A 13,885-nucleotide genomic window follows, 5' to 3' on the forward strand; every position below is an offset into this window, starting at 1 on the left:
ATGTATGAAGTTAGCCGTTTTTGGTCGTTTTAATAATAAGTACACCCTTACATCTGTAGATACACTCCTTAATTATGTAGCCAAAAAGAATGTGGAGGTATACATTGAATCTGAATTTTCAGAATTAATAAAATCAGTGTCTACAAAACGTGATTTTTATAATACGTTTAGCACTTTTGAAACCCTGGACGAATCGTTTGATTTATTGGTAAGCATTGGTGGAGACGGTACTATATTAAGAGCCATAACATTTGTAGCTCATTTAGACATACCTATAGTTGGTATCAATACAGGAAGATTGGGTTTTCTAGCCACAATTCAAGTAGAAGATATTGAAAATGCAGTTCAAAATATCATAGATGGTAAATACAGAATTTCAGAACGCACCTTACTTTCAGTTGAAACAACTCCAGAAAACACAGATATTTTAGAGCTAAACTATGCCTTAAATGAAATAGCTGTAAGTAGAAAAAACACTACTTCGATGATTACTGTAGAAACACTTCTTGATAATGAGTATTTGACCTCATACTGGAGTGATGGTTTAATTGTATCTACTCCTACAGGTTCAACAGGTTACTCTTTAAGTTGTGGTGGCCCTGTAATAACACCTGGAGCAAATAGTTTTGTACTTACACCAATAGCCCCTCACAATTTAAGTGCAAGACCGTTAATAATTCCTGATTCTACTGAAATTCAACTAAAGGTAAGTGGTAGGGAAGAACAGCATTTAGTATCCTTAGATTCAAGAATTGCCACCTTGGATAATGGTACTATTATAAAAATAAAAAAAGCTGACTTTAAAATTAAAATGATTGATTTACTTGATGAAAGCTTTTTAAAAACACTTCGTAAAAAAATGTTGTGGGGCGAGGATAACCGAAATTAGGCAATAATTCCGCTTAAAATCTGTTTTACGTTCATACTATTCAATTCAAATTGCAATAGGCTCATCTTATTTATTATATTTGCAAACTTTAAATAGCTATGCGGCACTTAAACCTATTAATAATTAGCTTGTTAACGTTACAACTTAGCTTCTCTCAAATCAATGAAATTGGTGTATTTGGAGGAGGTAGTAATTTTATTGGAGACGTTGGTGCTACAGATTACATCTCACCTAATGCACCTACTATTGGTCTACTCTACAAATGGAATAGAAGTCCGAGGCATTCTTGGAGAGCAAGTATTATTTATTCTGATTTAGTAGCGTCCGACATAGACTCTGATGATTTTAGACGTGTTAGTAGAAATTACAGTTTTAATTCTAACCTATTGGAATTTTCGGCTGGTATGGAATTTACCTTTCTAGATTTTAATCTACACACAGGAAAACCAGTTGCTACGCCCTATTTATATACGGGTATTAGTGTTGCTAGACACGACAATCATTTCTTTCTGAATGGTGTACAAACGTCCGAAAATAGTAAAAGTTGGGCCTATGGTATACCAATGGTTTTAGGGTTTAAAATGCGTTTAATTGGAAACTTTATATTTGGTATGGAAGTTGGTGCACGTTACACGTTTTCTGATGAAATTGACGGTAGTGTACCTGACGCTGATTTTAGACAACAATTTCGTTTTGGGAATATAAATAATAACGACTGGTATACATTTACGGGAATAACCTTAACTTACACATTTGGGCAAAACCCTTGCTATTGTATTAATTAATGGATTTAAAAAACGACATATTACTCGAAGCTTTACCAAAACACATCGCCATTATTATGGATGGTAATGGACGTTGGGCAAAACAACAAGGTATGATACGTGCTTTTGGGCATGAAAATGGCACCAAGTCAGTACGTCGAGTAGTAGAAGCTTCCGCAGAATTAGGTGTTCCTAATTTAACACTCTACGCTTTTTCAACTGAAAACTGGAATCGCCCTAGATTAGAAGTAAAAACATTGATGAAGTTGTTAATTTCATCTTTGAAAAAAGAGATAAAAACACTTCAAGATAATAATATAAAACTGTCTGCCATAGGCAATTTAAACTCACTCCCTTCTAAGGTAAACAAAGAGTTAAGCGAAGTAATGTCTGCAACTGAAAATAATTCAAGAATGACTTTAACTTTAGCATTAAGTTATGGTTCTAGGGAAGAATTGCTAAACACTGTTAAAGAAATTAGTAATAAAGTTAAAAATAACATAATTTCGCCCGAAGCTATTGATGAATCAATTATAAATAAGCATCTTTACACGCAAAATTTACCAGACGTAGACTTGCTTATTAGAACTAGTGGCGAACAGCGTATTAGTAATTTTTTGCTTTGGCAAATAGCTTATGCCGAATTGTATTTTACCAAAGTACTTTGGCCTGATTTTACAAAACAAGACTTGTATAAAGCTATTATAGAATATCAAAAAAGAGAAAGACGATTTGGGAAAACAAGTGAACAACTTAGCTAATACATTTCTATTGAAACCTTATTTAAAAGCATGTATTACAATATTCTTTATTGTATTTAGCTTTACACTCCAAGCTCAGAACATTGAATTTGAAAATGGGAAAACCTATACCATAGGTGGAGTTTCTGTATCGGGTAACACGAGCTTTAATGAACAAACAGTAATTGCCTATTCTGGTCTAAAAAAAGGTAAAGAAATTAAAGTTCCTGGTGAGGATATTGCTAATGCTATAAAAAAACTTTGGGGTTCTAAGCTATTTAGTGATATTGAAATTTATCTTAAAAATATTGAAGGTAGTAAAGCTTTTTTAGAAATTCGTTTGTCAGACTTACCACAATTAATCGATGTAAAAGTCACTGGTGTTAAAAAAGGTAAAGTTGAAGGTATTATTACCGAAAACAAATTAAAAAAAGGCACAAAAGTTACAGAAAATCTTATAACTACTACTAAAAACTTCCTAGAGAAAAAATACAGAAAAAATGGTTTTTATAATGCCAAGGTTAATATAAATACTATTGAAGTTAAAGATACTCTGGATAAAGCCAGAGTAAACATGGTTGTAGCTGTTGATAAGGGAGAAAAAGTAAAAATAAAAGACATCATTTTTGAAGGCGATTCTGCACTTAAAGAAAAAGTGCTTAGAAAAGCTATGAAAAGTACTAAAAAAATTAATCGCTTACGCATTTTAAAACGTTCTAAGTTTATAGATTCAGCGTACCAAGCTGATCTTGCCAGTGTTGTTGATAAATATGCAGAAAATGGGTATCGTGATGCGCGTATCATTTCAGATAGTATAAGTGTAAACGATGATAAAACTATTTCCATACACGTAAAATTGGAAGAAGGCGATCTTTATAAATTTGGAAAGATTAGTTTTATTGGTAACACTGTTTATACCGATGAACAATTAGATAGATACATTCGCATTAAAGAAGGTGAAACCTACAATGGTGTGATGTTACAAAAACGTATACAAGATAACACCAAACCCGATGGTGATGATATAGCCAACCTATATCAAAATAATGGATACCTGTTTTCATCGATAAATCCAGTAGAAGTAAGTGCTGAAGATAATGTTATTGATTTAGAGATTAGAATTTCCGAAGGAAAACCTGCTTACTTTAATAATGTTTCAGTTGTAGGTAATGACAGAACAAATGATCATGTTATCTACAGAGAATTACGCACTCGTCCTGGACAATTATATAGTAAAGCAGATGTTGTACGCACAGTGAGGGAATTAGGGCAATTAGGATTTTTTGATGCCCAAGAAATCGCTCCTAACTTTAACAACCCCAATCCAAACGAAGGTACAATTGACATGGAGTTTTCTATTAAAGAAACAGGTTCGAGTCAAATTGAACTTCAAGGTGGTTATGGTGGAGGTGGATTCATAGGTACACTAGGTTTATCCTTTAACAACTTCTCAATGAAGGATATTTTTAAAAAGGACGCTTACAAACCTATACCTATGGGAGATGGTCAAAAACTGGCATTACGCTTACAAGCAAGTCGTTTTTTCCAAACTTATAGTTTCTCATTCTCAGAACCTTGGTTAGGTGGTAAACGTCCTGTACAATTTTCAGTATCCTTATCCCATACAAAACAGTTTTTATTTAACCGCTTTAATGGTCGTGCTGATAGAAGTAGAAGTTTTAATATTACAGGGATTACTCTAGGTTTAGCAAAGCGTTTAACTGTACCTGATAACTTTTTTACCTTATCTCAGGCATTAAGTTATCAAGTTTACGATTTAAACAACTATAATACCGGCTTATTTACGTTTGGTAACGGTAGCTCAAAAAACTTATCATATACCATAGGCCTTACTAGAAATAACACACGTATAGATCCTATTTTCCCAACAGGTGGTTCTAATTTCTCTATAACTGCTAAGCTATCGCCTCCATGGTCATTATTTGATGGAGTAGACTATGAAGGTTTAAGTAATGAACGAAATGAGCAAAATGAGATTTTAAGAGATCAATCGGCAAGCGATGCTGATAGAACGGCTGCTAACGATAGAATAAGTCAAATAGACCAAGAACGTTTTAATTGGTTAGAATTTTACAAAGTAAATTTTAAGGGAGATTGGTATACAGAACTTACTAAAAATTTAGTTTTGCGCCCAAGTATTGAATTTGGATTCTTAGGCGCTTACAACAATGATAGAGGTGTTATTCCTTTTGAACGTTTCTTTGTTGGAGGAGATGGTTTAGGAAACTTTGCACTTGATGGTCGCCAAGTAGTACAATTAAGAGGATACCCTAATCAATCTCTTTCCTCTCAAGATGGTGGGAGTATCTACAATAAATTCTCTTTAGAATTACGTTATCCTGTTACTTTAAAAGCCTCAGCCAAAATCTATGCCCTTGGATTTTTAGAAGGTGGTAATTCTTATAATAGTTTTAGAGATTTTAATCCATTTAATATAAAGCGATCTGCAGGTTTAGGTGTAAGAATCTTTATGCCTGCATTTGGATTACTTGGAATAGATTTTGGGCGTCGTTTCGATGATATTCCAGGTCAACCAGGATCGAGTGGCGCATGGGAAACGCACTTTATAATTGGACAGCAATTTTAGTATAAAAAATTACTTTGGCACGATATTTTCTAATAACCTTTTGATGATTTGAATGAGAATTAAAATTTTTAAGATTAAATTTCGTTAATTTTGAAGAGGAGATTCAAAGAAGTGACAGGAAAAATAAATCATCTGTCGTTTTTAGAATTTATAAAAACATAAATTAAACTATAACGCAGATGCAAAAAAACGTTCTTTTTTTATTGACATTAGTAGTTATGCTAAGTGTTTCTGTACATGCGCAACGTGGTGTAAGAATCGCATACATTGACACAGAATATATTTTAGAAAATGTCCCTGAATACCAAGAAGCGATGTCTCAGTTAGACAACAAAGCACAAAAATGGAAAAACGATATTCAGGCCAAGCTTTCTGAAATTGCACAAAAACGAAAAGACTTAAGTAACGAAAAAGTTCTCTTAACAAACGAACTAATTGAAGAGCGCGAGGAAGATATAGCTTTTGAGGAAAAAGAAATTTTAGATTATCAGCAAAAACGTTTTGGCCCAAATGGGGATTTAATGATTCAACAGAAACAATTAATGCAACCTATACAAGACCAAATTTTTGCAGCTGTTCAAGATATGGCAGCAAGCAGAAAGTACGATTTTATTTTTGATAAGTCTGCAGATGTTGTGATGCTTTATTCAGCTGAACGATTTGATATTAGCGAACAAGTTTTAAGAGCCATAACAAGGTCTTCAAAACGAAAACAAGCGCAAACTAAAGCTGAACGTAAGGCTGCTTCAGCAGAAGAAACTATTCCTGAAATAAATGAAGAGCAAGAAGCTAGAGAAAAAGCTCTAGAAGAGAAAAAAGCGGCTAGAGAGAGTGTTGTAGAAAAACGCAGACAAGAAATATTAGCAGCTCGCGAGGCTAAGAAGAAAGAAGCTGAAGAAAGACGTCAAAAAATATTAGAAGAACGCGAAAAGGCTAAACAAGCAAAACTAGAAACTAGAAATAAATCTGTAGCTAGTAAATCAGAAAATGAAGCTACTAAAGAAGATAACACTTCAGAAAGTAAGCAAACGGAAACAAAGACCAGAGCACAACTTATTGAAGAAAACAGAAAAAAGAAATTAGAAGAGAGAGAGGCACGTAAAAAAGCATTAGAGGAAAAGAAAAAGCAAATATTAGAAGACCGTAAAAAGGCTCTTGAAGAAAAGAAGAAAGTTAGAGATAGCTTAAACAACAACAAATAAACTTAAAATTATAACACATTAATACTATTTTGAAAATGAAACATTTAAAAACAATTTTATTCGCAACTGCTTTATGTATAGGTATGGTTAGTTTTGTTGGGGCGCAAAGCAAAATTGCACATATAAATACCCAGGAATTAATTCAGGCTATGCCAGAAATGGCTCAAGCTAAAGCTCAATTAGAAACACTTTCTAAAACCTATCAAACTGAATTGCAGAGTTTAGGAGCAGAGTTCCAGAAAAAGGTAGAACTTTATGATAAAGAGGCTGCAACAAAAACAAAAGAGGAAAACACAAACCGTGCAAAAGAGGTACAAACTATGGAACAAAGTATTCGTGAGTACCAAGCTAAGGCACAACAAGATTTACAGAAAAAAGAATTTGATTTATTAAAGCCAATTACCGAAAAAGCTAAAGATAAAATTTTAGAAGTAGCAAGAGCCCAAGGTTATGATTACGTATTAGATTCATCTCAAGGCGTAACTATTATGGCTGATGGTAAAGATTTACTAGCAGATGTTAAAGCATCTTTAGGAATTTAATCTACCCACACAAATAACTTACTTAAAGCTGCTTTTTAACGAAGCAGCTTTTTTATTTTTGTTAAAGTATGAGCAATAACCCTATTGGCATTTTTGATTCTGGAGTTGGAGGTACTTCTATATGGAAGGAGATACATCATTTACTTCCTAATGAAAACACTATTTATCTTGCTGATAGCGCTAATGCACCTTATGGTCCAAAAGGCTCAGAAAAAATTAAAGAACTAAGTATTAAAAACACAGAGCTTTTATTAAAAAAGGGCTGTAAAATTATAGTAGTAGCCTGTAACACGGCCACAACAAACGCTATTGATTATTTAAGAGAAACATATAATGTCCCTTTTATTGGGATTGAACCCGCCATAAAACCAGCAGCGTTGCAAACTAAAACCAATGCAGTTGGAATTCTTGCTACTAAAGGTACTTTATCAAGTGAATTGTTCTCTAAAACTTCTGGAAAATTTGCAAGCAATATTAAAGTTATAGAGCGTGAAGGCAAAGGTATTGTTGAACTCATTGAAAGTGGAAAACTATATTCTGATGCTATGAAAGCAATACTTTTAGAATATTTACAACCCATGCTTAAAGCCAATATTGACCATTTAGTTTTGGGATGCACACACTACCCTTATTTAATTCCTATACTTTTAGAATTACTACCCAATCATGTTACAATAATTGATTCTGGAGCTGCTGTAGCACGACAGACTAAAACTGTATTAGAAAAAAATAGCCTATTGAATTTATCAGCTGAAACTATAAATCTTAAGTTTTATACTAATGGTAGTATAGATGTGATGTATTCCCTTTTGGGTAAAGGTTTTGACGTTAAACACCTAAATTTTTAATATTAAACGAACTGCGTTAGGGATTGCAACGGCATCCTTTTATGCGAAGCCTAAGAATTACTTATGTTACTTAAAAAATCAAATAGACTTAACTGATGAGACCCCGAAACTAGTTTGGGACTGCTTCGCAGAAAAGATATAGTGGAAAGCCCGACCCCTTGTGGGTAACGCCCAAATATTAAATACCAAGTATCATTTTTGCAATCCAGAAATAAAGCAGAATTCCTAAAATATCGTTGCTTGTTGTAATAAATGGCCCTGTTGCAATAGCTGGATCTATACCACGTTTATCTAAAAACAAGGGCACAAATGTACCTATTAAACCTGCTACAACAATAACTACTACTAATGAGACCGATATGGCTAAAGCAGTGTTTAGTTCTCCTTCAAATATCCAAATAAAAACAAATAAGAAAAGGGCGAGTATCATTCCATTTAACGCTGCCAATAGCATTTCTTTTAATAAACGGCTATTAACACTTCCTTTTACATCGTCGTTTGCTAAACCTTGCACAATAATTGCACTAGATTGCACCCCTACATTTCCTGCCATAGCAGCAATAAGTGGTGTAAAAAAGAATAGTATTACTGCTTTACCAGTAAACAAGCCTTTAAAACCTTCCATAATTATAAAAGCCCCTATACCTCCTATTAAACCTAAAAACAACCAAGGTAATCGGGCTCGTGTAAGCTGAAGAATACTATCATCTGAGTCTACATCGCCTGTAATACCTGCAGCCATTTGATAATCTCTTTCTGCTTCTTCTTTTAATACATCTACAATGTCATCAATAGTAATACGACCTAAAAGTATTTTATTATCATCACTTTCTACAACTGGAATGGCTTCTAAATCGTACTTAGCCATTATTTTAGCAACTTCTTCTACATCTTCATTTACATTTACATAATCTACATTTACCTTTACTAAATCTGATATTTTTTGTTCGCTTTTGGCAACTATTAAATCTTTTAAAGATAATCTACCTATAAGTTTTTCTTCTTTATTTACGACATAAATAGAGTGTACACGAGTAACTTCTTTTGCTTGACCACGAATACGACGCATACAACCAGCAACTGTCCACGTTTCGTAAACTTTAACTAACTCTTTTGCCATTAAACCACCCGCCGTATCATCTTCGTAGGCTAGAAGCTCTTTAATTTCTTCTTTATGCTCCTCGTCTTCTATCCTTGCAATTACCGCTTCTTGGCGTTCCTCAGGTAACTCTGCTATAATATCTGCTGCATCATCGGTATCTAATTCCTCAACCTCTTCAGCAATTTCTTGGGCGGTAAGGTTTTTTAGTACTTTTTCTCGATTATCTTCATCGAGCTCCATCAAAATATCTGAAGTAGTTTCAGAATCCAACAACTTGATGACATAGATTGCCTGTTCTAGATTAAGTTCATCTAGAATTTCAGCTATGTCGGCGTAATGAAATTCATTTAGTAGTTTTTGAAGTTCCTTATCACTATTAGATGCGATAAAACTTTCAACTTGCTTTAGAAGTTCATCGGTTAGCTCAAATTGTATGTTTTCTTTTTCTTCTTCCATCAGCTTGACTTATAAATTTTCTCTTTGGAAAATTTGAATAAAAAAACGTGATGCTTATTTGCGGTCGGCTTCTATCAACTGCGTCAATTCAACAAACGCTTTAACAGTCAATTGTTCCGGACGCTTGCCAAAGATAACATTTGCTTTTAAAATATCGGATAAATCAAATGTTTTTAAACTGTTACGAAGTGTTTTTCGGCGTTGTTGGAATGCTGCTTTTACAACTTTAAAGAATAGCCTTTCATCACAGGGCAAGTTGTAGTTTTCTTTTCTAGTGAGTTTTAAAACTCCAGAATCTACTTTTGGTGGTGGATTAAATACAGACGGCGGTACTGTAAATAAATATTCGGCCTCATAAAAAGCTTGTGTAAGCACTGATAATATACCGTATACTTTACTCCCTTCTTTAGAACAGATACGTTGTGCTACTTCTTTTTGAAACATCCCTGAAAATTCTGGAATTTGATGCCGCATCTCCAAGGTTTTAAACACAATTTGCGAAGAAATATTATAAGGAAAGTTACCTATGATTGCCAAAGGTTCTTCTTTAAATACTTCATTTAAATCGTACTTAAGGAAGTCTTTTTCAATAATTCTTGGAGCCAGATTAAGATAAGTAGCTTGCAGGTATGCTACAGATTCATGATCGATTTCTATCACATACGTTGTAGTATCCTTTTTTAGCAGATATTTGGTAAGCACACCCATGCCAGGACCAATCTCTAAAACATTTTTATAGCCATTTAAAGATAAGGTGTCTGCTATTTTTTGAGCGATGTTTTCATCTCTTAAGAAATGCTGACCTAGGTGTTTTTTTGCTCTTACGCTCATCGGCTTTTGGGTGTTGGCTTTTAGCCATTAACATTATGTGAAATTTACAGTATACTCATCTATAATTTGAAGTTCAGTTCTAAAAGCTAACATTTTATCTGCAAACTTTTTTAATCCTTCTTGTTGTAATCTGTCGGCATCGTCACGATAGTAAGCATCTAAAGCTTCTCTGGAATACGTTCTATATTGAATGGAATACGTAACGCCACCCATATCTTCTTCTACTAAAACTCTGGTTAAGGTAGCCTTTTCAAATTTACCTGTACTTAATACTTTTGGAATATGTGCTTTAATCCACGTTAACCATTCCTCGTGTATAGACTCGTCTATATTTACAGTAACGTTATAAATAAATTGCATTCTTAAAATTTACAATTATTGTGTTGCGGCATCAGTTAGTTTATTTAATGCACCAGCTATTTTTTGTAAAACAGCATCGTTAGTGGTAATACCATATCTTTCCTTAAGGTATAAAGGATCGTTGTAGGATACATTCACAACACCATCACTATCTTGATATACTAATATTTTTTGTGGTAAATCCAAGCCGATAGTTTGCACATTTTGCATCAACGGTGTTCCTAAATTTGGATTACCAAACATGATAATTCGTGTAGGTTTTAAATCTAACCCCACTGAAGCTGCATTTGCTTGATGGTTTAACTCTGCAATAATTTTTAAGTTTGGATTATTGTCAATAAACGTTTTTAACTTTTGATATGTTGCTTCAAAATCTAGCTGACTTGTTTTACTAATTATTCCTGTTTCGCTCATAACACATTATTTTAATGACTTATCCCACTATATTTACAATTTTACCTGGGACTACAATTACTTTTTTGGGTGTTCTACCCTGTAATTGGTCTTGTGTTTTCTCATAAGCTAACACTGTTTTTTCTATTTCTTCTTTGCTCAAATCTAATGGTAACTCTAAAGTAAAACGCATTTTACCATTAAAAGAAATAGGGTAATTTTTACTACTCTCTACCAAATGACTTTCATCAAATTCTGGGAATGGTGCTGTTGAAATCGATTGGTTATTTCCAAGTCTTTCCCAAAGTTCTTCGGCGATATGCGGAGCATAAGGCGAAATTAAAACCAATAGCGGCTCCAATATTTCTTTTGAAGTACACTTTTGTTTTGTTAACTCATTTACAGCAATCATGAATGTAGATACTGAAGTATTAAATGAAAAATTCTCGATATCTTCTTGAACTTTTTTAATAGTTTGGTGTAATGTCTTTAGATTATCTTTTGTAGGCACAGCCCCATTCACATTCAATCCGTTCTCTCCAATATATAACTTCCAAAGCTTTTTTAAGAAGGAATGTACGCCTGTAATACCTGCTGTATTCCAAGGTTTATATTGCTCTAATGGCCCCAAGAACATTTCGTAAAGACGTAAACTGTCTGCACCATAATCTGCAACGATATCATCTGGATTTACGACGTTGTATTTTGATTTGGACATTTTTTCGACTTCACGACCTACTTTGTAAACACCGTTTTCTAGAATAAATTCAGCATTTTTAAACTCTGGACGCCAATTTTTAAAGGCTGCAACATCTAATTCATCGGAAGAGTTCACAAAAGAAACATCTGAATGAATCGGTACAACAGTAGGGGCTGCATCATTAAACCAATCAACTTTAACCCCTACTTTTGAATATTCGTTAATAACCTCAGATTTTATTTTATTTATAGCTTCATTTTGCTTTTTATTTACAAAATCTTCCGCAATTCCTTTTGATAAAATAAAAGTTCTCTTTTTAATATTTTCATCTTTCAAAAAACCATCAACAAGATTTTCATGTTTTATATCAAAATCCATTCTATACACAAAAGCACTAGTCCCCAAAATCATCCCTTGGTTAATCAGCTTTTTGGCATATTCATCCGTGGGTACAAATCCTTTATCAAACAAGAATTTTTGCCAAAAACGAGAATATAGTAAATGCCCCGTAGCGTGTTCGCTACCGCCAATATATAAATCAACATCTTGCCAATAGTTAAGTGCTTCTTTACTTGCAAATACATCTGGATTGTTAGCATCCATATAGCGGTTAAAATACCAAGAACTTCCTGCCCACCCAGGCATGGTGTTCAACTCGAGAGCGAAAACTGTTTTATTATTAATTAAATCATTAGAAACTACTTCATTCTTTTCAGTATCCCATGCCCAAACTGTAGCATTTCCTAATGGTGGTTCGCCGGTTTCAGTTGGCAAATATTTTTCAACTTCAGGAAGTTCAATCGGTAGATGTTCGGTATCAATCATTTGCGGTAATCCATTCACGTAATACACAGGAAATGGCTCTCCCCAATAACGCTGACGACTAAACACTGCATCCCGTAAACGGTAATTGGTTTTTCCTTGCCCTTGACCAATTTGCTCCAATTCGTAAATAGCACGTTTAGTTGCTTTTTTGTAGTTTAATCCGTTTAGGAAATCACTATTAGCGATGATGGTTTTTTCTTTATCTGCAAAAGCTTCCTCAGAAATATCTACACCTTCAAAAATATTTGGAATAGGAATATTAAAATGCTTCGCAAAATCATAATCGCGCTGATCGCCACAAGGTACACTCATAACGGCACCTGTACCGTATCCTGCCAATACATAATCGCCTATCCAAATAGGAATTGGTGTTTTTGTAAATGGATGTTCTGCATAAGCACCTGTAAATGCCCCAGAAATGGTTTTAACATCAGCCATTCTATCGCGTTCACTACGTTTTGCTGTAGCTTCAATATACGCATCAACCTCAGCTTTTTGTTCTGGAGTTGTAATCTGTGACACAAGTTCATGTTCTGGTGCTAACGTCATGAAAGACACACCGAAAATAGTATCTGGTCTTGTGGTAAAAACGTCAATTTTTTCTGAAGGAGATTGCTTCGCTTCACTCGCAATGACGTTAAACGAGACAGACGCCCCAACCGATTTCCCAATCCAGTTACGTTGGCTTTCTTTTAAAGCATCTGTCCAATCTATCCTCTCTAAACCTTGAAGCAGTCGCTCAGCATAGGCAGAAATACGCATACTCCATTGGGTCATTTTTTTACGAATTACAGGATATCCGCCTCGCTCTGAAACACCATTTACAATTTCATCATTGGCCAATACCGTTCCTAGTGCCGGACACCAGTTTACTTCGGTTTCTGCTAAATAGGTTAATCTATATTGTAATAAGATTTGTTGTTGCTTTTCAGAAGAAAAAGCTTGCCATTTCTCGGCAGTAAATATGGCAACATCATCATCACAAACTGCATTTACAGACGCATTCCCTTCAACTTCAAAAATTTTGATTAATTCAGTAATATCTTCAGCTTTATTGCTTTCATTATTATACCAAGAATTAAACAATTGGATGAAAATCCATTGTGTCCATTTGTAATAACTAGGGTCAGAAGTACGCACCTCACGAGACCAGTCAAACGAAAACCCTATTTGATCTAACTGACGGCGGTAGGTTGCAATATTTTCCTTGGTTGTAATGGCTGGATGTTGCCCCGTTTGTATGGCGTATTGTTCAGCAGGCAACCCAAAAGAATCATAACCCTGTGGGTGCAATACATTAAAACCTTGGTGGCGTTTGTAACGTGCATAAATATCAGAAGCAATATACCCTAAGGGATGCCCAACATGTAATCCTGCACCACTTGGGTAAGGAAACATATCCAACACGTAATATTTTGGTTTATCACTATTGTTTTCGGCTTTAAATGTTTGGTTGTCTGCCCAATAGTTTTGCCATTTCTTTTCAATTTCGTTGAAATTGTATGTCATCGTAAGTCGTTTTGCGAGCTGCAAATTTAAGCTTTAAATAGAAATATGAGGTGGTAATACTCAAAAAATGGTATTCTCTAATATATCTAAAATAATAGATTTATTTTTGATGATTT

At 34.2% G+C, this 13,885-nt stretch carries 12 protein-coding genes; 7 read left to right on the forward strand and 5 right to left on the reverse strand.

Features of this window, described 5'->3' with window-relative positions; translation table 11 throughout:
• The first annotated feature begins 4 nt into the window (after positions 1–4).
• From EYD46_RS11430 to murI, 7 genes are all read left to right on the forward strand, one after another.
• Positions 5–889, forward strand: a complete 885-nt coding sequence (locus tag EYD46_RS11430) for an NAD kinase (RefSeq protein WP_130937280.1) — start codon at positions 5–7, stop codon at positions 887–889.
• Positions 890–987: 98 nt separating this feature from the next.
• Positions 988–1,674, forward strand: coding sequence for a type IX secretion system protein PorG (gene porG, locus EYD46_RS11435; RefSeq protein ID WP_130937281.1), 687 nt, complete (start codon positions 988–990; stop codon positions 1,672–1,674).
• On the forward strand, positions 1,674–2,414 hold the full coding sequence (locus EYD46_RS11440) for an isoprenyl transferase (RefSeq protein ID WP_130937282.1): 741 nt from the start codon (positions 1,674–1,676) through the stop codon (positions 2,412–2,414). The genes porG and EYD46_RS11440 overlap by 1 nt, the downstream gene beginning before the upstream one ends.
• On the forward strand, positions 2,386–5,001 hold the full coding sequence (bamA, locus tag EYD46_RS11445; RefSeq protein WP_130937283.1) for an outer membrane protein assembly factor BamA: 2,616 nt from the start codon (positions 2,386–2,388) through the stop codon (positions 4,999–5,001). The genes EYD46_RS11440 and bamA overlap by 29 nt, the downstream gene beginning before the upstream one ends.
• 179 nt (positions 5,002–5,180) lie before the next feature.
• On the forward strand, positions 5,181–6,203 hold the full coding sequence (locus EYD46_RS11450; protein WP_130937284.1) for an OmpH family outer membrane protein: 1,023 nt from the start codon (positions 5,181–5,183) through the stop codon (positions 6,201–6,203).
• 35 nt (positions 6,204–6,238) lie between these two features.
• Positions 6,239–6,745, forward strand: coding sequence for an OmpH family outer membrane protein (locus EYD46_RS11455; protein WP_130937285.1), 507 nt, complete (start codon positions 6,239–6,241; stop codon positions 6,743–6,745).
• A 68-nt stretch (positions 6,746–6,813) separates the two neighbouring features.
• Positions 6,814–7,593, forward strand: coding sequence for a glutamate racemase (gene murI / locus EYD46_RS11460; protein WP_130937286.1), 780 nt, complete (start codon positions 6,814–6,816; stop codon positions 7,591–7,593).
• A 178-nt stretch (positions 7,594–7,771) separates the two neighbouring features.
• On the opposite strand, the gene mgtE is transcribed toward murI, so the two are convergent.
• The 5 genes from mgtE to EYD46_RS11485 are packed head-to-tail and all read right to left on the reverse strand — an operon-like array spanning position 7,772 to position 13,769.
• On the reverse strand, positions 7,772–9,151 hold the full coding sequence (mgtE, locus tag EYD46_RS11465) for a magnesium transporter (protein ID WP_174719901.1): 1,380 nt from the start codon (positions 9,149–9,151) through the stop codon (positions 7,772–7,774).
• 54 nt (positions 9,152–9,205) lie between these two features.
• Positions 9,206–9,982 (reverse strand): 16S rRNA (adenine(1518)-N(6)/adenine(1519)-N(6))-dimethyltransferase RsmA, encoded by a 777-nt coding sequence (gene rsmA / locus EYD46_RS11470; protein WP_130937287.1) that lies wholly within the window; start codon positions 9,980–9,982, stop codon positions 9,206–9,208.
• A gap of 33 nt (positions 9,983–10,015) precedes the next feature.
• Positions 10,016–10,342 (reverse strand): DUF4286 family protein, encoded by a 327-nt coding sequence (locus tag EYD46_RS11475; protein WP_130937288.1) that lies wholly within the window; start codon positions 10,340–10,342, stop codon positions 10,016–10,018.
• A gap of 15 nt (positions 10,343–10,357) precedes the next feature.
• Positions 10,358–10,756 carry a DUF302 domain-containing protein gene (locus tag EYD46_RS11480; protein WP_130937289.1) on the reverse strand — a complete coding sequence of 133 codons (399 nt, stop codon included), beginning with the start codon at positions 10,754–10,756 and terminating at the stop codon, positions 10,358–10,360.
• A 19-nt stretch (positions 10,757–10,775) separates the two neighbouring features.
• Complete coding sequence (locus tag EYD46_RS11485; RefSeq protein ID WP_130937290.1) at positions 10,776–13,769, reverse strand: leucine--tRNA ligase; 2,994 nt, start codon at positions 13,767–13,769, stop codon at positions 10,776–10,778.
• Positions 13,770–13,885: the final 116 nt, after the last annotated feature.

The sequence above is a fragment of the Hyunsoonleella pacifica genome, from assembly GCF_004310335.1.
In the GTDB taxonomy this organism is placed as follows: domain Bacteria; phylum Bacteroidota; class Bacteroidia; order Flavobacteriales; family Flavobacteriaceae; genus Jejuia; species Jejuia pacifica.